This is a genomic window from Paraeggerthella hominis (genome assembly GCF_021044775.1).
In the GTDB taxonomy this organism is placed as follows: domain Bacteria; phylum Actinomycetota; class Coriobacteriia; order Coriobacteriales; family Eggerthellaceae; genus Paraeggerthella; species Paraeggerthella hominis.
The window spans coordinates 119314-141680 of record NZ_JAJNOQ010000001.1; the positions used below are offsets into that span (position 1 = coordinate 119314).

Here is a 22367-nt window from a genome sequence, read left to right on the forward strand (position 1 = left end):
TGTCGGACAACGGTACGCGCGCCCGATATTCGTCACGGCCCGGCAGCGTTTCGCCGGGCCGTTTTCCTGCGCTCGGCCGGGTTGTCGGACAAAGTTCGTTCCCGTATACTGATGCCTGCTCGGGATGACCCGAGACTCGATGCGTCGAGCCCTTTCGAGGAAGCTCCGCAGCCGAGATCCCGTTAGCCGGGACAACCCGGAACGTTTATCGACCACGTATACGCCCAGATCGTCCGGGCGTATACGTGGTCGTTTTATCGAAAGCGACGAGCACCTATGAGCAAGACCGTACATGAATCGGGCGCGGAGGCGCCCTCGCTCTGCGAAAGCGCCGGATCGGCGGATCGCAAGATCGACCGCATGGGCACCGAGAGCACGTTCAAGCTGCTCCTGGAGTTTTCCGTGCCTGCCGTGGTGGGCGTCATCGTGCAGATGCTCTACAACGTCATCGACGCGGTGTACGTGGGCCATGCCGTGGGCGCGGACGGCCTTGCCGCCACCACGGTGGCAACCCCGATGATGACCGCCATGGTGGCGGCTTCCATGTTGGTGGGCGTCGGCGGCAACGCGCTTGCCGCCATCAGGCTGGGGGAGGGCCGAAAAGACGTCGCCCGACAGGTGCTGGGGAACAGTTTCGTGCTCCTGCTGATCGCGGCTGCGGTGCTCTGGATCGTGGCGCCGTTCGCGCTCGAGCCGGTCTTGCGCTACTCCGGCGCCGATGACGCCGTTTTGCCTCTGGCGATGGACTTCATGGTCGTTATCGTGGCGGGCTGCCCCCTTCAGTTCATCGCGTTCGGCATGAACAACTTCATCCGCACTGCCGGGCATCCGAACCGTGCGCTTGGATCCATGCTGGTGGGCACCGGCGCGAACGTGGTTTTCGGTTACCTGTTCATTGTTGTCTTGGATGGAGGCATGCGCGGCGCGGGCCTTGCCACCGTGTGCTCGTGGGCTCTGTCGGCCCTGTTCGTCATGCAGTTCTTCTTGAAGAAGAGCTCGCCCATGCCCATGACCGTGCCGTCCCTCAAGCTTCGGCCTCGGCTCGCCCTGCGCATTTGCGCGCTCGGCGTGGCCCCCTCCGTCATGCAGCTGGGCTTCGCCGTGTCGTCGGCCGTCGAGAACAACCTGCTCGTGTTCTACGGCGCTTCCGACCCTCTGGGCGTGGACGGTGCGCTGGCCATCATGCGCGTGCTTTCCGCCGTGGGGCTGTTCACGTTCATGCCGGCTATGGGCATTGCCATGGGCGCGCAGCCCATCATCGGGTACAACTACGGCGCGCGCAAGTTCAAGCGCATGAAGCGCGTGCTGGGGCAGGCCATTCTCATGGGCGTGGCCATCACCGTGCCGCTGTGGCTGACCGTCATCGTTGCGCCGAACATGTACGCCCATCTGTTCGGCCTGCCGGAAGCCTACCTGTCCGAAACCGCGTGGGCGCTTGTGCTGTACCTGGTGTTCGTTCCCATCTTGCCTGTTCAGGCTATTGGGTCGAACTACTTCGATGCAACGGGGCAAGCCGTGAAGGCCACCGTGCTCACGTTGACGCGCCAGATACTGTTCTTGATACCGCTGCTGGTGTTCTGCCCGGTATTCCTTCCGTCCGTGCTGCCGATCACCCCGCTGGAAAGCGTTTGGTTCGCGCCGTCTTTGTCGGACATCACCTCGACGTTGCTGGTGTCGCTGTTCCTGTTCTTCGAGATGAAGCGGCTGCGCACGCTGGAAGGGTAAGGTTTTTTCAGGGGGCGGGCGCCCTGTGCGGCTCCCTGAAACCGTTCGCCTAAGACGTGTTGCCGCTTGCGCTGTCGCCGTTTTCCCAAAACGCCCTTTTACCGAGCAAACGCCCCCGACGCGGCCCTAGATACGACCTCCCTGCTTTTCTTTGATAGAGTGCTAGGCAAGCGACACGGGTCGCTTTTATTGTTCGCAAGCAATCGGTAAAGGTGAAGGGGGAAGTTACGTGGCTATGCTCGGGTTTTTAATCCTTTTCCCGCTGGTTGTTGCAGGCGTCCTGTTGGTCGTGCGCAACAATCGAGCGAGAAACGTGATTGTGGGAGCCTCGGCCCTGGTCATCGGACTGGTGTCCGTGTGGCTGGTGGTGGCCTACCTAGGAGCTCCGTGGATAACGTACGAATTCTACTCGCCCGTGGCGGATTACGCGTGCATGGCGATCAGCGTGCTTATCGCGGTCGTCATCTTGTACTTCGGCATCAAGTACAAGAACGTGTGGGCATGCGTCCTGGCCGGTGTGCAGGTGGTCGGGTCGCTCGTGTTCGAGTTCGGGTTCGCCCATGACATCTTGGTGACCGAAGGTTTGTACCTCGACTCGCTGTCGCTGCTCATGGCGTTCATCATCGGCGTGGTGGGCTCCGGCATCTGCGTGTACGCGCTCGGGTACATGGAAGACTTCCAGGCGCATGAGCCTGAAGGCGCCAAGGACCGCCGACCGATGTTCTTCGCGCTCATGTTCGCCTTCTTGTCCGCCATGTTCCTGATCGTGTTCTCGAACAACATGATGTGGGTGTTCACGGGCTGGGAGATCACCACGGTGTGCTCGTTCTTGCTCATTGGGTTCACCCGTACGGAAGAGGCTATCAAGAACGCGTTTCGCCAGATCATCATGAACCTTCTGGGTGGCATCGCCTTCTTGGTGGCGCTGTTCGTCATGGCGATCCAGTTCCAGACGCTGTCGTTTTTGGAGTTCTTGCAGATCGGCATCCAGAACCCTGCGATGGTGGCCCTGCCGGTGACCGCGCTTGCGTTCGCGGGCCTTACCAAGGCCGCTCAAATGCCGTTCCACACCTGGCTTCTGGGCGCTATGGTGGCGCCTACGCCCACCTCGGCGCTGCTGCACTCGTCCACCATGGTGAAGGCCGGCGTGTTCATGCTCATCAAGCTGGCTCCCATCATGATGGCATGCCCCGTTCCGGCGGTCATGGTCATCCTCGTGGGCGGCTTCACGTTCCTGTTCTGCTCGTGCATGGCCATTTCGCAGAGCAACGCCAAGCGCGTGCTGGCGTATTCGACCATCGCCAACCTGGGCCTGATCGTAGCGTGCGCCGGCGTTGGCACCCCCGAGGCCGTGTGGGCCGCATCGTTTCTGGTGCTGTTCCATGCTATTGCAAAATCGCTGCTGTTCCTGTGCGTCGGCACCGCCGAGCACCACATCGGCAGCCGCGACATCGAGGACATGGACCTTCTGTTCGAGCGCATGCCCCGCTTGGCGCGCTTCATGATGCTGGGCATCATGGTCATGTTCATCGCTCCGTTCGGCATGCTCATCGCCAAATGGGCAACGCTCGTGTCGTTCGCCGAAACCGGCCAGGTGGCGCTCATCATCATCTTGGCGTTCGGCTCGGCCGCCACGTTCATGTTCTGGGCGAAATGGCTGGGCAAGCTTTCCGGCATTGCCGCGCAGCCTGAGAACGTCGAGGTCAGCGTGCATAAGAGCGAGTGGGTTTCCATCATGGTCATGGCCGTGCTCGTCATCCTGTGCTGCGTGGGCCTGCCCGTGATCTCCTGGACCGTCATCGATCCGTACGTCTACAGCGTGTTCGGGACCATCGGCCAGGACATTTCCACCACGAACCTGTGGATCGGCTCCATCCTGTCGGCGCTCGTGGTCGTGGTGCTGTTCGCGGGCCTGGGTCGCAGCAAAGCCAAGAAGGCCGACATCTACCTTGCCGGCGTGAGCCGCGACAACGAGGCGCGCACGTTCCGCAACTCGCTGTCGGGCGAATCCACGGCAACCGCGCGCAACTGGTACATGGAGGACTACTTCGGCGAGAAGCGTCTCTCTCCGGTTGGCACCGCGCTGTGCACTGTCGTCATCATCGTGGCGTTCGCGGCTTCGGCCGTGGCCGTTCCGGGACTGTTCTAGGAAAGGGTGTGATTCGACATGTCTTTGCTTTTCGTTCTCATCGGCACCCTTGCCTTCGCCATTCTGGCTCCCATCCTGGGCTGTCTGCTCGCGGGCCTCGACCGTAAGATCTCGGCGCGCATGCAGGGACGCGTAGGCCCTCCGCTGCTGCAGCCGTACTACGACGTGCGCAAGCTCATCGAGAAGGACAACGTGTCCGTCAACTCCACTGAGGGCACGTACGTGACCTGCGCTCTCGTGTTCACGCTCATTGCCGGCGGCATCTTCTTCTCCGGCGGCAACCTGCTGATGAGCGTGTTCGTGATAACGCTGTCGGCCCTGTTCTTCATCGTGGCCGCGTACTCCACGCGCAGCCCCTATGCCGAAATCGGCGCGGGTCGCGAGATGCTGCAGGTCATGGCGTACGAGCCCATGATCCTGTTCATGGCTGTGGCGTTCTTCATGTCCACCAGCCTGATCGGTCCCATCGGCACGTTCAGCTCGGCCGGCGCCCTGCTGCTCGACGCGCCCGTCATCACGAATATATGGCTTGTGTTCCTGGGCTTCCTGTTCGTGCTGACCATCAAGTTGCGCAAGTCTCCGTTCGACCTGTCGTACTCCCACCATGCCCACCAGGAGATCGTCAAGGGCATCACCACCGAGATGAGCGGCAAGACGCTTGCCAAGGTCGAGGTCATGCACTGGTGCGAGAACATCCTGTTCCTGGGTTGGACCGGCCTGTTCTTCGTCTGGAGCAACCCGCTGTCCATCCTGCTCGCGGTGGTCGTGGCCCTGCTCGTGTACTTCCTGGAGATCTGGATCGACAACAACTTCGCCCGCGTGAAGTGGCAGTTCATGCTCAAGTCGGCTTGGATCGTGGCCTTCGTGGCGGGCGGCGTGAACATCGCGGTCCTGGCGTACCTGTAAAGGAGCTGCAGCTATGACGTATGCAACCAAATCACCCTGGGTCATCCACTACGACGGCTCCAGCTGCAACGGCTGCGACATCGAAGTGCTGGCCGCGCTCTGCCCGGGCTACGATGTCGAGCGCTTCGGCATCATCAACACCGGCAATCCCAAGCACGCCGACATCTTCCTTGTCACCGGCAGCGTGAACGAGCAGAACATCAAGGTAGTGCAAGAGATCTACGACCAGATGATCGAGCCGAAGGTGGTCATCGCCTGCGGCATCTGCGCGTGCTCTGCGGGCATCTTCCATGACTGCTACAACGTGATCGGCGGCGTTGACCAGGCCATTCCGGTTGACGTGTACGCACCGGGCTGCGCTGTGCGCCCCGAAGCCATCATCGACGCCGTGGTGCAGGGCCTGGGTATCCTGGAAGAGAAGTCCAAGGCGCTCCAGGCGCAGAAGAAGGGGGCGTGACATGACGCTTGCAACCGAGTTCATCCCGTTGACCGTCGAGGGCCTGCCCGCCCTCGCGGCCGAGAAGAAGGCCGAAGGCTGGCGCTTCGTGCAGCTGCTGGCAGTGAACACCGATGACGGCATCGACCTCATCTACTCCTTCATGAAGGACAGCCTGCTGGTCAACTACGAGATCAAGGGCGTGCAGAAGGGCACGGTCGTTCCCAGCATCACCGACCAGTTCCTGGCCGCGTTCGTGTTCGAGAACGAGACGCACGACCTGTTCGGCGTGGACATCAAGGGCATCGCCATCGATTTCGGCGGCAACTTCTACGCCGTTTCGCAGAAGGAGCCCATGACCATCATCTCGCCCGAGCAGAAAGCTGCGCGCGAGAAGGCTGCGAAGATCGCGGCCGCGAAAGCCGCCAAGGAGAAGGCGGCGGCGGGGGACAAGCCTGCTGCCGACGATGCGGCGGCCATGGAGGCCAAGCTGGCCGGGATGGATCCCGAAAAAGCCGCGAAGGTGCGCGCCGCCATGGAGGCCAAGGCCAAGAAGGAAGCTGCAGCCAAGCAGGCTGCAGCCGAAGACAAGTTGAAGGACCTCGATCCCGAAAAGGCCGCTAAGGTCAAGGCGGCGCTCGAGGCCAAGGCTGCGCGCGAGAAGGCGAAAGCCGACGCCGAGGCAGCGGGAAAGGAAGGTGAGTAGCATGGGAAAGGCGACCGTCATCCCGTTCGGACCGCAGCACCCGGTGCTGCCCGAGCCGCTGCACCTCGATTTGGTGGTGGAGGACGAAACCGTTATCGAGGCGATCCCTCAGATCGGCTTCATCCACCGCGGTCTTGAGAAGCTCGTCGAAACGCGCGACTACAACCAGTTCATCTACGTGGCCGAGCGCATCTGCGGCATCTGCGCCTTCGGGCATTCCATGGGCTACGCCGAAACCGTCGAGAAGCTCATGGGCGTCGAGATTCCCACGCGCGCCGAGTACCTGCGCGTCATCTGGCACGAGCTGAGCCGAATCCACTCGCACGTGCTGTGGATGGGCCTTGCCGCCGACGCATTCGGCTTCGAGAGCCTGTTCATGCACTGCTGGCGCTTGCGCGAGCGCGTGCTCGACGTGTTCGAGAAGACCACCGGCGGCCGCGTCATCTTCTCGGTCGTCAAGGTGGGCGGCGTGGTCCGCGACATCGACGACGCCCAGTTCGCCGAGATGCGTCGCGTGCTCGAGGGCATCAAGGACGACTACGCGCAGCTGTGCAACGCGTTCCTCAAAGACACGTCGGTGAAGAACCGCACCGTGGGCGTGGGCTACATCAGCCACGAGGACGCCCTTGCGCAGAGCATGGTGGGCCCCTTCGCCCGCGCATCCAACGTCAACTACGACGCTCGCATGCTCGGTGGCGGCGGGTACAGGTACCTGTCCGATTTCCAGCCTATTCTGGACGGCCAGGGCGATTGCTACGCGCGCGTCAAGGTGCGCGCGCTCGAAGTGCTGCAGTCCATCGACATCATCGAGGAGATGATCGCCAAAATTCCTGCGGGCGAGATCGCCGTCGACGTGAAGGGCGCCCCGGCGGCCGGGTCGCAAGCGGCCAACGTGGTGGAGCAGCCGCGCGGAGAATGCTACTACTACGCGCGCGGCAACGGCTCTAAGAACCTGGAGCGCATGCGCATGCGCACGCCAACGTCGCAGAACCTGGCCGGCATGACCACGGCGCTCGCGGGCTGCGACCTGGCGGACGTGAACATGATCGTGCTGACCATCGACCCCTGCATCAGCTGCACGGAAAGGTAGGAGGGACCATGGGAAGCTTCAAGCTTGGAAAGATGACCCTCGGGGGGCTGTTCAAGCAGCCCGAGACCATCCAGTACCCGGTTCAGACCAAAACGCCGCCGCCGGGACTCAAGGGGCATGTGGCCAACGACGTGGCGAACTGCATTCTGTGCGGCATCTGCCAGAAGCGCTGCCCGTGCGGCGCCATCACGGTGGACAAGCCCGGCCGCACGTGGACCATCGACCGCTTCCGCTGCGTGCAGTGCGGCAGCTGCGTGCGCGAGTGCCCGAAGGACTGCCTGACGATGGAGCCTTCGTATGCTCCGCCGGCGGCCAAAAAGCACGTGGACGCCTTCGAGGTGCCCGACACCAAGAAGACGGCGTAGCGTCGAAACCAAGGCGAAACGTTCGAACATGAGGAGCCGCATCGGAAACGATGCGGCTCCTTTGTCAAAACGGATGAGTTTTGCTGGTCCTCGAACCAGGATAATAGCAGGCGGCAAGCTTTTGACCAGGCATGATGAAAAACTCCTTGCGCGAAGCTGCTCCGTTTGGGCGAAAAACCGCCGCAAAACTCGTCCGTTTTGACATGGGAAGCCGTCGCTTCGCGCATTATCCCAGCGAACGTCGATACCGGCTTTGCACCGGCGCTCGTGGACCTCTGCCCGGCAGCGCCTGATGGAAAACCTGTCGAAGCGCGAAACCCTGCGAGGGCCTGAATGAAACCTGCTAAAATGATCCAGTGAATTCAAAGGAAAAGCCGGGCTGCCTTAAACGCGCCCGGTTTTTGTTGAAGCGCGATCGGCAAGCGACGAGGGAAGAGGATATGGCGAAACGCAGCGAGGAAGCAACGATTGAGGACGTGCAGGTTTCTGACAAGATATTCACCGTGCCGAACGTCATATCGTTCATCCGGCTGTGTCTCGTCCCCGTTTTCTTCGTCCTGCTCATGAATGGCTACAACCTGGTAGCTACGCTGCTGTACGCCCTGGCCGCCGGCACCGACTGGGTCGACGGGCAGATCGCCCGTCGCACGAACCAAGTGTCGAAGCTCGGCCAGCTGCTCGACCCCGCCGTCGACCGCATCCTCATGATATCGGGCGTTTTGGGCCTGTTCTTGGTGGGCCGCCTTCCCTTGTGGATCATCCTCGTGGTAGTCGTGCGCGACCTGTTTCTTCTTGTTGGAGGCGCGTGCCTCATCAAGCGTTTCCGTATTCGCGTCGCGGTCGTCTATCCCGGCAAGGTTGCCACCACGCTTTTGTTCATCGGGTTCGCCGGCTTGCTTTTGAACTGGCCTTTGCTGCCCGGCCTGGGGATCGTCGACGTCGCCTGGTTGCCCGGATTCAACGCCGACGCCTGCTCGTGGGGCATCTGGTTCGTGTACGCCGGCCTTGTCCTGGCGTTAGCTACCACGGCTTACTACATCGCGTCGGCGCTTCGGCAGCTGCGCGAGGCCAAAGGCGCAACGCCGGAGGGCGGACGATAGCGGATGGATCGACGTACGCCCAGAGAACCAGCGTGCAGGCAGGGAGGCGCTCCAAGGCAGCCGCGTCCGAATCGCGCACCCGATCGCCGCGAGGCTTCCCGGCGATCGTCGCGCCCGCAGACGGGCCGAGATGCCGGGCGTTCGCCGCGTTCGACCCGAGCGTCTTCAGGTCGACCCGCTTCTTCCAGCCGATCTCGAACCAGAGATGCCGGCGCCTACAACGCGCCTTCGCTTTGGACGAAGGACGCGCCGCGGTCCCCGTCGGACGAAAATCTCGCTCTGCGGATCTTGCGTATTCTCGGACACGCGCTGCTTGCCCTGATCGGCCTATTGGGAGCGGCTTCGCTCGCCCTTCTGCGCGCGATGGTCTCGCTTGCCTCGCGCAGCCGCGCTGCGCTCGCCGTCATGGTGCTCGCCGCGGTCCTGCTCGTCGGCGGCGCGGTTGACTTCGGCCTGAATTACGGCAAGGCGTATCCGGGCGTGCGCGTGGGGGAGATCGACGTCGCCGGGAAAACCGTCGACGAGATCGAGGCATCCATCGAGCAAGCTTACGGGCCGCGCCTGGAATCGAACACCGCCATCGTATACGCCAACGACGATGCCGAAGCGCGCGTGAACGACGAGATGACCGCCGCCCAGGATGCCGCTCTTGCCGAGCAGTTGGCAGTGGAGGAGGCGCGTGCGAACAAGCTGGCATGGACCACGAGCGCCTCCGACCTGGGCGCCACCCTTCCTGCCCGCGCTTTGGCCGAAGAGGCCGTTGCGGCCGGGCGCAGCGACGGCGGCATCTTCGCGCGCATCGGGGCGCTGTTCGGAGGGCGCACCATCCAGCCGCGAGCCGACTACGCGAGCGACCGGCTCGAGCAGCTTGCCTCCGACATAGACGCAACCATCGGCGATCCGCGCGTCGATTTCAACGTGGCGGTCAACGGCGGCGTCGCGACGGTGGTGCAGGGCCACGACGGCTCCATGGTCAACCGAGGAGATTTCGCTCGTTCGCTCGACCAGGCTCTGCTCGCGCAGGAAGCCGGGCAGGGGTCGTTCGTCGCGCGTGCCGAGCATGCGCCGCTGCGCATCGACGAAGCCGCCGCCCAGGCGGTCGCGGATGCCGTGAACCGCGCGATCGCCGACGGAGCGCAGTTCAATTACAACGGATCGACCTGGAAGGCCACGCCCTCGGATATGGGCGCATGGATCGCCACGCGCATCGACGAGGGCGAGGGGTCCTTCGCCCTGTCTGCGTACATAGACGAGGCGCAAGCCAAGCCGTCCCTTCTCACCCACGTGGAAAAGCTCGACACGAACGACCCCGTCCGCGTGACTTTCCAAGCGAACGAAGGGGGTGTGGCGGTGCATACGGACGGGACGGGCACCATGCCGCTCGTCGCCGAAGGCGTCCATGCGCTCAACGACGCCCTGTTCGGGCCGGGCGGCAAAGCGGAAGGCTCGACGCCCGGCGGATCTCCCATAGAGGTATCCATAACCGAAGGCCCGGCGCCCGCGACCCTTTCGTTCGACGAGGCGATGGACCTTGGCATCATAAGCTCGATAGCCTCGTACACCACGCAGTTCACTACGGGCGCGGGGACGGAGAACCGCAACCATAACATCAAGCTGGTGTCCCAGCTGCTCTCCAACTCCGTCGTGAAGCCCGGCGGCTCCTGGTCGTTCAATAAAACGGCAGGGGAGTGCAACGAGGAGAGAGGGTTTTTGGGAGCCGGAGCGATCATCGACGGCCAGTACGACGATGCAGTGGGCGGCGGCATCTGCCAGGTGGCGACCACCATGTTCAACGCCGTGTACGAAGCCGGGTACCCGGTGAAGACGCGCCACAACCATTCCCTGTACATATCCAGCTACCCGGCCGGACGCGATGCCGCGGTCAGCTGGCCCGACCTGGATCTTGTGTGGGAAAACGACGGCGCGAGCGATGTTTTGGTCCGTCTTTCTTGTACAGACGGGTCGGTAACGGCTACACTGTATGGTGTTGATCCCGGCTACCAGGTCGTTTCGACCACGGGCGAATGGAGCGAAGGCAAGCACTACGCGACCAAGACAAAGGTCGACGAGTCGCTCGCACCCGGTTCGAGCTACGTCAAAACGCGCGGAACCGACGGACGCAAGATCACGGTTGTTCGCACGGTGAAGAGCGAAGACGGCGGCATCCTGCACGAGGACCCGTTCTATTCCGTGTACGATCCCGTGACGGAAGTCGTGGTGAAGGGCCCCGAGTCCCCAAGCGACGAGACCAACGCCTAAACGAGCGGCCCGCCGCTCGATATCCGTTTGCAACAGCAGGAGAGGTGATTCCCAAGGTGTACTACCAGCCCGAAATCGAGACCATGCCCTTCGAGCGGCTCCGCGAGCTGCAGCTCGAGCGCATGAAGAAAACCGTTCAGCACGCCTACGACAACGTCGAGTTCTATCAGAAGTCCTTTAAGGAAGCCGGCATCGAGCCGGGCGATCTCAAGAGCCTCGCAGACCTGTCGCACTTCCCCTTCGTCGTCAAGCAGGACATGCGCGACGCCTATCCTCGCGGCTTGTTCGCCGTCGGCCAGAAAGAGGTGTCCCGCATCCACGCGTCTTCCGGCACCACCGGTCAGGCGACCGTGGTCGGGCATACGGCGAACGACCTCAAGAACTGGGGGGACTGCTTCGCGCGCGGAATCTACATGGCGGGCGGCGGCCCGGAATCCACCATCCAGGTATCGTACGGATACGGCCTGTTCACCGGTGGCTTGGGCGCGCATTACGGCGGCGAGGCGGCTGGTTGCACGGTCATCCCCACGTCTTCGGGCAACACCAAGCGGCAAATCCAAATGATGAAGGACCTCGGTACCGACATCCTGGCCTGCACCCCCTCCTACGCGCTGCTCATAGCGGACACGGCGCGGGAGATGGGCTACGATCCCGCGACCGACTTCAAGATTTCCGCCGGCATCTTCGGCGCCGAGCCGTGCTCTGAGAACATGCGCCAGGAAATCCGCGAGAAGCTGGGCATTCGCTATTGCGACATCTACGGGCTTTCGGAGGTCATGGGGCCGGGCGTAGCCGTGGAGTGCTCCGAATCGAACGGCCTGCACCTTGCCGAAGACCAGTTCTACGCCGAGATTGTGGATCCGGACACGCTCGAGCCCTTGCCCGACGGCGAATGGGGCGAGCTCGTGTTCACCACGCTCGTGCGCGAATGCTGCCCGCTCGTGCGCTATCGCACGCGCGACATCACGCGCATCATACCCGAGACGTGCGCATGCGGACGCACCCATCGCAAGATCGACCGCATCGTCGGCCGCTCCGACGACATGCTCATCCTGCGCGGCGTCAACGTGTTCCCGTCGCAGATCGAGCAGGTCATCACGGAATTCCCGGAGATCGCGGCGCAGTACCAGATCGTCCTGACCACGCGCGGCGCGCTGGATCACGTGGAGCTCAACGTCGAGACCGTTCCCGAGTTCCCGTTCGACGAGATCCGCAAGCTCCAGGACCTCAAGCGCCGTCTGGCCTCCGAGCTGAAGAGCAACCTGCAGATTGCCGTCGAGATCAAGATCGTCGAGCCCAAGACCATCGAGCGCAGCGAGGGCAAGGCGAAGCGCATCATCGACCTGAGAGAAGGGAAGAAGGCATGATCTCCCAGCTGACCGTTTTTCTCGAGAACGAGAAAGGCCGCTTGGCGGCCGCTTGCCGCGCCGTTTCCGACGCAGGCATCAACATGCACGCGCTGAACCTGGCCGACACCACCGAGTTCGGCGTGGTGCGCATGCTGTGCGACACGCCCGAAGCCGCCGCCGAAGCGTTGAAGGCGCAGGGCTGGCGCGCCGCCGTCACGCCCGTGCTGGCCGTGCGCGTTCCCAACGAGCCCGGCGGTCTTGCCAAGCTCTTGGAGTTCCTAGACGAGCAGAACGTGAACGTGGAGTACGGCTACTGCTTCTCGGTCAACCAGGACACTGCTGTCGACGTGCTTAAAGTAAGCGACGACGCCGTGGAGCAGAAGCTGACCGATGCCGGCTTCCAGCCGGTTCGACCGGAGGATATCTACCGCATTGACTAGCACCGTTCAACATATCGCCCAGAGCGGGCGCACGCGCATCCTCGCGTGCGCCCTGGCGCTTTTGCTTGCGTTCGCGAGCGCTGCGGCCTTTCCGGCCGTTGCAGCGGCGGACGTGCGCAAAGCGGACGTCGTTTACGGCCAAACCGTCGACGCGCGCGGCTTGTCGGTCGCGCAAAGCCCCAACATCGATGCCGAGTACGCCATCGTGATGGACTCTGCGGGAACCGTGTACTTCGAGCGCAACGCGTCTTCTCCCACGCAGATCGCCTCCATCACCAAGGTCATGACGGGCGTGGTGGCCCTTGATGCGGTGTCCAGCGGCATCGTATCGCTCGACACCCCGATCACGGTGTCCGCAACCGCCGCCGCCGCGGGCGAATCGTCGGCCGGGCTGCAAGAAGGCGACGTCATGAGCCTGCGCACGGCCCTGACGGCGCTGCTCGTCCCGTCGGGCAACGACGCGGCCGTCGCCATCGCCGAGACGGTGGGCGCCGCGCTCCAATCAAGCGGCACGGCATCGGGCGACAGCGCTCAAGGCGCGTTCGTCGCCCAGATGAACGCGAAGGCCGCAGAGCTCGGCTGCACCGATACGGTCTACGAGAACCCCCACGGCCTGGACTTCGACGCGTACGCGGGCAACCTGCACAGCACGGCTGCCGACGTGGCCAAGGTGGTGCAGTACGCCATGAAGGACGAGACGTTCCGCGCGGACGTTTCCCAGGGCGATACCGTCATCCAGGTGACGCGCGGCGGCGCGAAGGCGGACATCAGCCTCGAGACCACGGACGGCTTCCTCGACATCTACGAGTACGCCATCGGCGTCAAAACCGGGTTCACCGCGCTTGCAGGGTTCTCGTTCGCAGGCGCTGCCAACAACGGCGAGAAAGAGCTGTACGCCATCGTCATCAACTCCTCGTCCGAGCCCCAGCGCTTCAGGGATGCGCAGGCGCTTTGCGAGTGGGTGTACCAGCACGAGGTGAAGTACCCGTTGGCCCACAGCAACCAGACCGCCACCATGAACGGAGCCGAGGTTCCCGTAATCGCCGAAGTGGCGCACGAGGGATGGATCGACAAGACCGTGAAGGCCACGCTTGCGGATCCTGCAGCTTCTGCCACGATCTTCGACCTGAACGGCAACGTCAGCCAGTCGCTTTCGTTCGATCAGCTGACCACCGACGTGCGCGCAGGCGACAAGGTGGGCACCATCACGTTCAAGCAGCGCAACGCTGAAATAGCCACTATGGACTTGGTCGCATGCGAAGACGTTGCAGCCCCCAATTTCTTCGAGAGCGTGGGAATCTGGTGGGATCGCTTGTTCAGAGGGTTCTCCGGGCAGAGCACCGTGGCCCAATCCGTGACGATCAACGAAACGCCGCTGGTCGTAGACAAGACGGCCCCCGCCGCGTAAGGCGCGCCGCAGAGAGGAATTGCCATGAGCACCATGTGCCCCGTTTGCAACAATCCGGTTGACGCCCAGGCAGCCGCATGCCCGACCTGCGGGTTCAAGCTTCTTGGCAGCACGCAGCGCTTCGAGCCGGTGGCGCTGTCGGACGACCCGTTGACTTCGGCAGCCCAGCCCCAGGCGAGCGCCGTGCTGCATGTGGTGCGCGGTCCGCAGACCGGCGTCAGCTTCCACCTTGCCGACGCGCCGCTGTCCATCGGCCGCAGCCCCCAGTGCGACGTGTTTCTCAACGACATGACCGTGTCGCGCTCCCATGCGTCGGTCGAGCCTGCGAACGGGGGCTATGTCATCCGAGATTCCAACTCCTTCAACGGAGTGTGGGTGAACAACGCGAGCATCGACGAGCGCCAGCTCGAAAACGGCGACGTCATCCAGATCGGGGCGTTCTGCCTGGTCTACAAAGAGGAGTAACGCGCTCTTTCGCGCGTCGTCGTCCTGAGGCCGAGCTGAAGCCGAGCTTCGCGTTTCAGGGCGACGACGCGCCGTCGGGCGCCCAGCGTCGAATAGCGCGCCGCTCGGAACGGTCTTCCTTCTTTGACCGGGCCGCGCGGCGCGCTTTGCCGTATAATTCCCTGCGGGTCAGCATTCAAGGAAGGTTCGTCTAATGGAATTGATGTCAGGTAACGAGGCGATCGCCCAAGGGGCGTGGGAAGCCGGCGCCCATATCGGCGTGGCGTACCCCGGAACGCCTTCGACGGAAACGCTCGAAGCGTTCGCGAAGAAGGACGGCGTGTACGCCGAATGGGCCGTCAACGAGAAGGTGGCCGTGGAGGTGGGCATCGGCGCGTCTGCCGCCGGCGCGCGCGTTCTCACGACGATGAAGCACGTAGGCGTGAACGTGGCGGCCGACCCGCTGTTCACCGCCGCATATGCGGGCGTGGGAGGCGGCCTGGTCGTGCTGGCCGCGGACGATCCGGGCATGTACTCGTCGCAAAACGAGCAGGATTCGCACTGGTACGCCCGCGCAGCGCATATTCCCATGCTCGATCCTGCGGATTCCGCCGAAGCCCTCAGCTTCACGCGCGAAGCGTTCGATCTGTCCGAGCGCTTCGACGTGCCCGTGTTCATTCGCTCGACCGTGCGCGTTTCGCACACGAAGACCCCGGTGGAGCCTGGCGAGCGCACCGACGTTCCGGTGAAGGCCTACGAGAGCAATCCTGCCAAGTGGGTGATGATGCCCGCATTCGCGAAGCCGCGCCGCAAGGTGCAGCTCGACCGCATCGACGCGTTGCGCGCGTGGGTCGAGGAATGCCCGTACAACAACGTCGTGCATAAGGAAAGCGCCGTCGGCGTGGTCTGCGCCGGCGCGACGTACCAACACGTGACCGAGGCGCTGCCTGACGCGTCGGTGTTCAAGCTCGGGGTAACGTGGCCGCTGCCCGCTCGTGCGCTGCGCGACTTCGCTGCCAGCGTCGATGCGTTGTACGTGGTCGAGGAAGCGTCCGAATACCTGACCGACTCCGTGCGAGCGCTCGGAATAGCGGTTGCCGAGTTCGCCAATCCCATTCCGCGGGACGGCGAGCTTTCGCCCGGCCTGATTCGCGCCGCGTTCGGGTTCGAAGAGCCCGCGCACGCGCCCATGCCCGAGGGCCTTCCGGGCCGTCCGCCCGCGCTGTGCGCCGGATGCCCGCACCGTTTGGTGTTCAAGGAGCTTTCGCGCATGAAAGCCGTGGTCACGGGTGATATCGGATGTTATACGCTCGGTGCGTTGCCGCCCCTTTCCGCCATGGACACCACCATCGACATGGGCGCGTCCGTCTCGATGTCGCACGGCTTCGAGCTGGCGTGGGCTGGAACCGATCATCGTCCCGTCGTGGGCGTGATCGGCGATTCGACCTTCGCGCATTCGGGGCTTTCGGCGCTCATCTCCACCGTGTACAACCAGGGCGGTGGAACCGTTTGCGTGCTCGACAACCGCACGACCGCCATGACGGGCCGTCAGGGAAACCCGTTCAACGGCGAAACGCTTCAGGGACGCCCGTCGCGCGAGATGGACTTGGAGGGCATCGTGCGGGCGCTCGGCGTGGAGGACGTTCGCACGATCGATCCCAACGATGCGAAGGCCGTGCGCCGCACGCTCAAGGAGGCCGTGGCGAACGAGGACCTTTCCGTACTGGTGTTCCGCAGCCCGTGCGTGCTCATCGATCGCATCAAGAATCCGGTGTACGCCGTAAGCGACGCCTGCACGGCGTGCGGCGTTTGCTCGACCTTGGGCTGCCCTGCCATATCGAAGGATCCCGAAACGGACCATGCGATCATCGACGCCGGCCAGTGCGTCGGGTGCGGCCAATGCGCGCAGTACTGCGCCTGGAAGGCCATCGCGCAACCTGCTCTGGAGAAAGGGGGCTGCCATGAATAAGGCGACCACAGTGCTCCTGTGCGGCGTCGGCGGGCAGGGAACCATCCTCGCCGCCGATCTGCTTGCCCATGCGGCTTTGGAATCCGGCTTCGACGCCAAGGTTTCGGAGATTCACGGCATGTCTCAGCGCGGCGGCGCGGTTACCACGGTGGTGCGCTTCGGGCGCGACGGCGTGCAGTCCATGGTGGCTGACGAGGGGTGCGCCGATTGCGTCGTGTCGTTCGAGACGACCGAGGCGCTGCGCAACCTTTCCTTCGTGCGCGAAGGCGGGTACTTGCTGGTGGCCGACGAGTCCATCCAGCCTTTGCCCGTGCTCATCGGACGTGCGTCCATGCCCGAGAACGCCCGCGAAACGCTGGCCGACGCGGGTGCCACGCTCATTTCCGCCGGTGACATAGCCGCAGGCGTCGGCAGCCCGAAGTCGGTTAACGTCGTGCTGCTGGGCGCGCTTGCCACGCGTTTGGAGTTTCCGCAGGACGCATGGGAGCGGGTCATCGCAAAGCGCGTGCCGCCCAAAACCGTCGAAGCGAACCTGGCCGCGTTTCGCGCCGGCTTCGCCTTCGCCGAGGAAGCGGTCGAGAGCAGGGAAGGGGATCGAGCATGAGCGTACAGCAGATCAGCGTGTTTCTTGAGAGCAGGCCGGGGCATCTGCGGCGCGTGCTGGACGCCTTCGAGACCGCTCACGTCAGCGTTCGCGGATACAGCGCGTCCGACACGGGAGACTACGGCATCGTGCGCTTCATCGTGAGCGATCCGGACAAGGCGTTGGCCGTGCTCACCGACATGGGCGCCGCCGCCACGAAATCGGAGGTGCTGTGCGCGCGCCTGGACGACACGCCCGGCGAGTTGGCGCGCGTCATGGGCGTCATGGCCGATTGCGGCATCAACGTCACGTACAGCTATTCCCTCATCTCCACTTACATCGCGCTATCCGTCAAGGATCTGGCACGTGCCGAGGAATTGCTGGCCGGCGAACCGGTGGAGCTCATCGGGCAGGACGATCTCGCGCAGCCGCTTGCGCCCGCTGAAGGGCGGTGAACGTCATGGCCGATATGACCGTCAAGGGCGCGGCGCTGGCTGCCGCCCAAGCCGGGGACTTCTCCAGCCTGCCCATCCACAACCCTGCCGTCGAGTGCGCCTCGCGCCAGGAGATTCGCGCGCTGCAGCTCGAGCGCCTGATCGAGCAGGTGCGTTGGACGTACGACCGCGTGGCCTGGTACCGCGAGCGCATGGACCGCGACGGCGTGAGCCCCGATGACATCAAGACGCTTGAAGACGTTCGCAAACTCCCCTTCACCGACAAGTCGGTCCTGCGCGACACGTTTCCGTACGGGCTGTTCGCCGTACCGCTCGACCAGGTGAAGGAGCTGCATTCGTCCTCGGGCACCACGGGCAAGCCCATCGTGGTCGGCTATAACGATCATGACATGGAGCTGTGGGCCGACTGCATCATGCGCCTTGTGCAGATGGCGGGCGTCGTGCCGGGCGATCGAGCGCAGATGGCGTTCGGATACGGCATGTTCACCGGCGGCTTCGGCTTGCACTACGGGCTGCAGAAGCTTGGCTGCATGATGATTCCCGCAGGGTCGGGCAACACCGAGCGCCACATCGCCATGATCCAGGACTACGGCACCACCGTGCTCGTGGCCACGCCTTCCTACGCCCTGCACATGTGCGAGGTGGGAGAGCGCATGGGCTTCGATTGGGAGCGGTCCACCCTGCGCGTGGGCCTGTTCGGCGGCGAACCCTGCCCGCCGGGCCTGAAGGCCGAGATCGAAAGCCGTATGCACATCGTCTGCACCGACAACTACGGTCTGACCGAAGTCATGGGTCCAGGCGTGTCGGGCGAATGCCTGGCGGCGCGCGACATGCAGCATATTGCGGAGGATCACTTCCTGTGGGAGGTCATCGATCCCGAAACGGGCGAGCCCGTCGCCGATGGGCAGATGGGCGAGCTGGTGCTCACGCCCCTTGGCAAGCAGGCTATTCCCGTGCTGCGATACCGCACGCACGATCTGACGCGCGTGGTCACGGAGCCGTGCGCGTGCGGGCGCACGACGGCGCGCATGCAGAAGGTGCGCGCGCGTTCGGACGACATGCTGATCATCCGCGGCACGAACGTGTTTCCCAGCCAGGTGGAGGATGTCCTCACCGGCATCGAAGGGGTCACGCCGCACTACCGCATCGTGGTGGACAACGAGGGCGGGCTCGACCGCATGGCGGTGCACGTGGAGCTCAAGCCCGAGGCGTTCAGCGACTCCTTCGAGGAGATGGACCGCTTCCGCCGCGCTATCGAGGAGAAGCTCAAGGGCGTTCTTCTGGTGGGCGTGCGCGTGAAGCTGGTCGAGCCCGGCGGCATCGAGAGGTCTCTGGGCAAGACGAAGCACGTCGAAGATCGACGCAAGTAGATTGAATGCGGGAGGCCCGTGCACGCACGTCGGCCTCCCGCCGGCATTGCGGTGCGGTAGCCCGCACGCGGGAAGGACCAACGGGAGATCAGCCCATGCAAGCAGCCCCTTCGCATACCGAGGTCGTCGGGAGGTTCGCTCCTTCTCCGACCGGGCGCATGCATGCGGGCAACGTGTTCGCGGCGCTCGTGGCGTGGCTTGTGGCGAAATCGCAAGGCGGACGGATTGTCCTGCGCATAGAGGATCTTGATGCCGAACGATCGAAGCCGCAGTTCATCGATGCCGTGCAACGCGATTTCGAGGCATTAGGACTCACCTGGGACGAAGGGCCGTACTTCCAGCATGATCGCACGGAGGCGTATCGGGCCGCCTTTGATTCGCTGGCTGCGCGCGGGCTCGTGTACCCCTGTTTCTGCACGCGCGCCGATCTGCATGCGGCATCAGCGCCTCATCGTGGCGAAAAGCCCGTGTACCCGGGAACCTGTCGTGCGTTGACGGTCGAAGAGCGCGCCGCACGGCGCGCTCAGCGCGTCCCGGCGCAACGTCTGCTGGTTGTCGACAGGGCCGTTTCGCTTGATGATCAGGTGCAAGGACCGTATCGTCAAAACCTTGCTCGCGAGTGCGGCGATTTCCTGATACAGCGCTCGGACGGGGCGTTCGCATACCAGCTGGCCGTGGTCGTAGACGATGCGGAACAGGGTGTGAACTCGGTCGTGCGCGGCGTCGACCTGCTCTGTTCCACGCCGCAGCAGCTGTACCTGCAGGAACTGCTCGGTCTGGGGCATCCTGCGTACGCGCACGTGCCGCTTATCGTTGCGGAAGAGGAGCGGCGCCTTTCGAAGCGCGATCACGACGCGGCGCTCGATGCTCTTTTGGATCGGTTCAAAACGTCCGAGGGAGTTATCGGCCATATTGCGGGAATCACGGGGCTTGCCCCCACGTGCGATCCGGCGTCGCCCGAAGAGTTGCTGGCCTTGTTCGATTTCGACAGGATTTCAACCGACCTGAAGGATCTTACCCAGATACGCTGGCGATAGAGCGTATCGGCTTGGCGCGGAGGGTGCAGGTGCTTAGAACCCGTAAAGCAGTTTCGCAATACCCATCTCGTTGAACAAAAAGAAATGCCCCGCAAAGGTGACGGCCAGGTACAGGGCGGGTTCGCGTGCGCTCGGAAGACGCTCCGAGACGAAAACATGCTTGCTGCGCGCCGCATTCGCGCGATTCGACCAAAGTCGATACAGCGCGAAGCCCAAAAGCGCGCCGAGCGTGTTCAATATCAGGTCGTCGATGTCGGTCGCGCGATGGTTGAGAAGCTGGCTCAGCTCGATGGCGAGCGAAAAAGAGAAGCCCATCGCTCCTATGGTGAACGCCCGGTCAACTCGCTTCCAGATGAGCGGGATCGAAAAGCCCAAGGGGAGGAACAGCACGACATTGAGAGCGCATCCGATCGGGTCGGCGGCAAGAAACGGAATCAAGTACAGGTCATTCGGCCCCCAGCTGGCCGTTTGCCGCAGCAGGTCGTACAGCGTGCCCGATCCCGTGACGTACAGCACGGCAAACACGTACAGCACGAACGCGAAAGCGGGCGCGAACTCAACGGGAATGGAGCCCGTTCGTCGTGCGTGGGCATGCCGTATCGCGTAGGCTACAAGAAACGGCGCGAGCACCGTCGCCAGCTCGTACGCGGCCAGCAGCGCGCTTTCGACCATCGTGTCCGTACCTTTCGCCCAGATTCATCCCTCGAACACCGTATCCTAGCAGCTTGCTTCGACGTTTGAAGGGGCAAGTGCCGCAACGTTGAGGATCGTTAAGGATTTCGTTGCCGAAACCGTCGCGGGAGCGCTCTTCAAGATCCGGACGCAAACCAGGGCTGATGGTTTCGGCTGTGCGATAGGAGGCCGGCTTGCACCCCGCGTCAACTCCCGCCGAACGCGGCGAGAGTTGACGAGACTACGCGAACAGGAGCGACACGAGCGTAAGTACCACGCAGCTTCCCAGCAGAAGAAGCGTCAGGCGCACGTTGTCGCCGCCGAAGTTCAACTTGCCGTCTGCGCCTTTCGAGCGGGAAAACAGGGTCCATACCGCCAGAACGCAGAATCCAACCAGCATTACGTTGCACAGCACCGAAGCGATCTGCGCGAACAGGACGAGCCCGGTCATCTTCGCCATCTCGAACGCCATGAGCGTTCCGACCACCGCGAAGCAGGCGACCATGACCCAGGCTGCGCGCTGTCCTGATTTGCGGGTGCCTTCAGGATAAAACGTCCCCTTCTTCGTGGTCGTAGGCTTTGCGATCAGCGACAGCCAGTTGCCGTTCCACAACTGCACCGTCAACGCGCCCGACGCAATCAACAGCACCAGCCCTACGCCGAAACGAACGATTTCCATAGCGTGCTCCTTTATCTTTCCCGGTTGACCGCACGCTGTGCGCGCAGCTTTCCGACAGCTGATTCTATCTGCTCGAGGGCGCGTTCGAGGGTGGCGCGCGGGCAGGCTATGTTCACGCGCTCGAACTGCCCCGAACATGGTCCGAACATGCTGCCGGAATCAAGCCACACGCGCGCGTCGTCCACCATGAGCTTTTCAAGCCGCGCGTCGTCCAGGCCCAAGCCCGAGCAATCGAGCCATGCAAGATACGTGCCCTGCGGCTCGACCAACGCGATCTCAGGCATCCGTTCGCGCAGGAACTCCCTTAAAAAGCTCAGGTTCTGCGCCAGGTAGTCCTTCAACTCGTCCAGCCAAGGGCCGCCGTGAGTGTAGCACGAACGGCATGCTTCCAGCGAGAACGGACTTGCTCCGAAGTAGCCGATCCGCTCCAAAACCTTGCGATACCGTGCGCGCAGCTCCTCGTTCGGGATGACGATGTTCGCTATCTGCAGCCCGGCGATGTTGAATGTCTTGCTCGGCGCCGTGCATACTACGCAGCGTTCGGCGAACGAAGGATCCACCGTAGGGAACACGTGATGGCGATGCCCCGGATAGGTGAAGTCGGCGTGGATCTCGTCCGAGATGACCAGCACGTCGTGCGCGCGGCAGATGCGCCCGATCCGCTCCAGCTCGTCGTGCGTCCATACCCGGCCGACCGGGTTGTGGGGACTGCATAAAATGAACGCCTTCACCCGAGAGGACGCGATCTTCTTCTCGAAATCATCGAAGTCTATTCGGTATCGCCCCTGCTCGTAGACAAGCGGGCTGTCAACAAGCTTGCGTCCGTTCGATTCGATGAGCTGCGCGAACGGGTAGTAAACGGGCTGCTGAATCAGCACGGCATCGCCTGGATCGGTGAACGCCTGCAGGGCGATTCCCAGCGCGAACACCACGCCGGGAGTTTGCGTGAGCCACGAGCGCTCCACGGTCCAGTCGAAACGATCCGAGTACCAGGCCAGAACCGATTCGTAGTACGCGGCTCCTGCGAACCCGTAGCCGAACACGCCGTGGTTCACGGCTGTGCGCATATCGTCAAGCACCTCATCGGGCAGCGCGAAGTCCATATCGGCGACCCAGAGCGGCAGCAGATCGTCGCGCCCTTTGAGTTGCGGTCCGCAATCCCATTTCTCGCTATTGGTTCCGCGTCGCTCGATCACTCGATCGAAGTCGTACGTCATGGCAGCCT

At 63.3% G+C, this 22367-nt stretch carries 21 protein-coding genes; 18 read left to right on the top strand and 3 right to left on the bottom strand.

Annotated features, from left to right (window positions below):
* The first annotated feature begins 276 nt into the window (after window positions 1-276).
* The 18 genes from LQE90_RS00495 (at window position 277) to gluQRS (ending at window position 19791) form a co-directional block, all read left to right on the top strand.
* Window positions 277-1725 (top strand): MATE family efflux transporter, encoded by a 1449-nt coding sequence (locus LQE90_RS00495; RefSeq protein WP_216528490.1) that lies wholly within the window; start codon window positions 277-279, stop codon window positions 1723-1725.
* Window positions 1726-1960: 235 nt separating this feature from the next.
* Window positions 1961-3874, top strand: coding sequence for an NADH-quinone oxidoreductase subunit 5 family protein (locus LQE90_RS00500; protein WP_181792511.1), 1914 nt, complete (start codon window positions 1961-1963; stop codon window positions 3872-3874).
* Between the two features lie 18 nt (window positions 3875-3892).
* Entirely contained in the window at window positions 3893-4780 is an 888-nt protein-coding gene (locus tag LQE90_RS00505) for an NADH-quinone oxidoreductase subunit H (RefSeq protein WP_114566070.1), read from the top strand.
* Between the two features lie 13 nt (window positions 4781-4793).
* The gene (locus tag LQE90_RS00510; RefSeq protein WP_114566071.1) at window positions 4794-5237 is read left to right on the top strand and encodes an NADH-quinone oxidoreductase subunit B family protein; all 444 of its coding nucleotides are present in this window, start codon (window positions 4794-4796) and stop codon (window positions 5235-5237) included.
* A gap of 1 nt (window position 5238) precedes the next feature.
* Window positions 5239-5922 carry an NADH-quinone oxidoreductase subunit C gene (locus LQE90_RS00515; protein WP_216528491.1) on the top strand — a complete coding sequence of 228 codons (684 nt, stop codon included), beginning with the start codon at window positions 5239-5241 and terminating at the stop codon, window positions 5920-5922.
* Window position 5923: 1 nt separating this feature from the next.
* Window positions 5924-7012 (top strand): hydrogenase large subunit, encoded by a 1089-nt coding sequence (locus tag LQE90_RS00520; RefSeq protein WP_114566073.1) that lies wholly within the window; start codon window positions 5924-5926, stop codon window positions 7010-7012.
* Window positions 7013-7020: 8 nt separating this feature from the next.
* A complete protein-coding gene (locus LQE90_RS00525; protein ID WP_114566074.1) occupies window positions 7021-7377 on the top strand; it encodes a 4Fe-4S binding protein in 357 nt (118 codons plus the stop codon).
* Window positions 7378-7817: 440 nt separating this feature from the next.
* Entirely contained in the window at window positions 7818-8477 is a 660-nt protein-coding gene (locus tag LQE90_RS00530) for a CDP-alcohol phosphatidyltransferase family protein (RefSeq protein ID WP_216528492.1), read from the top strand.
* Window positions 8478-8765: 288 nt separating this feature from the next.
* Window positions 8766-10736, top strand: coding sequence for a VanW family protein (locus LQE90_RS00535; RefSeq protein ID WP_231088149.1), 1971 nt, complete (start codon window positions 8766-8768; stop codon window positions 10734-10736).
* A gap of 56 nt (window positions 10737-10792) precedes the next feature.
* Entirely contained in the window at window positions 10793-12103 is a 1311-nt protein-coding gene (locus LQE90_RS00540; RefSeq protein WP_114566135.1) for a phenylacetate--CoA ligase family protein, read from the top strand.
* The gene (locus tag LQE90_RS00545; protein ID WP_123191241.1) at window positions 12100-12525 is read left to right on the top strand and encodes an ACT domain-containing protein; all 426 of its coding nucleotides are present in this window, start codon (window positions 12100-12102) and stop codon (window positions 12523-12525) included. Before LQE90_RS00540 ends, LQE90_RS00545 begins: the two co-directional genes overlap by 4 nt.
* Window positions 12518-13933, top strand: a complete 1416-nt coding sequence (locus LQE90_RS00550; protein ID WP_216528494.1) for a D-alanyl-D-alanine carboxypeptidase family protein — start codon at window positions 12518-12520, stop codon at window positions 13931-13933. The genes LQE90_RS00545 and LQE90_RS00550 overlap by 8 nt, the downstream gene beginning before the upstream one ends.
* Before the next feature lie 24 nt (window positions 13934-13957).
* The gene (locus LQE90_RS00555; protein WP_216528495.1) at window positions 13958-14398 is read left to right on the top strand and encodes an FHA domain-containing protein; all 441 of its coding nucleotides are present in this window, start codon (window positions 13958-13960) and stop codon (window positions 14396-14398) included.
* A 193-nt stretch (window positions 14399-14591) separates the two neighbouring features.
* Entirely contained in the window at window positions 14592-16346 is a 1755-nt protein-coding gene (locus LQE90_RS00560; protein WP_216528496.1) for a thiamine pyrophosphate-dependent enzyme, read from the top strand.
* The gene (locus tag LQE90_RS00565) at window positions 16339-16950 is read left to right on the top strand and encodes an indolepyruvate oxidoreductase subunit beta (protein WP_216528497.1); all 612 of its coding nucleotides are present in this window, start codon (window positions 16339-16341) and stop codon (window positions 16948-16950) included. Before LQE90_RS00560 ends, LQE90_RS00565 begins: the two co-directional genes overlap by 8 nt.
* The gene (locus LQE90_RS00570; protein WP_216528498.1) at window positions 16947-17384 is read left to right on the top strand and encodes an ACT domain-containing protein; all 438 of its coding nucleotides are present in this window, start codon (window positions 16947-16949) and stop codon (window positions 17382-17384) included. Before LQE90_RS00565 ends, LQE90_RS00570 begins: the two co-directional genes overlap by 4 nt.
* A 5-nt stretch (window positions 17385-17389) precedes the next feature.
* The gene (locus LQE90_RS00575; protein ID WP_225749155.1) at window positions 17390-18754 is read left to right on the top strand and encodes a phenylacetate--CoA ligase family protein; all 1365 of its coding nucleotides are present in this window, start codon (window positions 17390-17392) and stop codon (window positions 18752-18754) included.
* A 95-nt stretch (window positions 18755-18849) separates the two neighbouring features.
* A complete protein-coding gene (gluQRS, locus tag LQE90_RS00580; protein ID WP_216528500.1) occupies window positions 18850-19791 on the top strand; it encodes a tRNA glutamyl-Q(34) synthetase GluQRS in 942 nt (313 codons plus the stop codon).
* Between the two features lie 33 nt (window positions 19792-19824).
* Here the strand turns inward: gluQRS and LQE90_RS00585 are convergent, their stop codons facing one another.
* The 3 genes from LQE90_RS00585 to LQE90_RS00595 form a co-directional block, all read right to left on the bottom strand.
* The gene (locus LQE90_RS00585) at window positions 19825-20463 is read right to left on the bottom strand and encodes a VanZ family protein (RefSeq protein ID WP_216528501.1); all 639 of its coding nucleotides are present in this window, start codon (window positions 20461-20463) and stop codon (window positions 19825-19827) included.
* A 241-nt stretch (window positions 20464-20704) separates the two neighbouring features.
* Window positions 20705-21142 (bottom strand): lipocalin, encoded by a 438-nt coding sequence (locus tag LQE90_RS00590; protein ID WP_216528502.1) that lies wholly within the window; start codon window positions 21140-21142, stop codon window positions 20705-20707.
* Between the two features lie 11 nt (window positions 21143-21153).
* Window positions 21154-22359, bottom strand: a complete 1206-nt coding sequence (locus tag LQE90_RS00595) for a MalY/PatB family protein (protein WP_216528503.1) — start codon at window positions 22357-22359, stop codon at window positions 21154-21156.
* Between the last annotated feature and the right edge of the window lie 8 nt (window positions 22360-22367).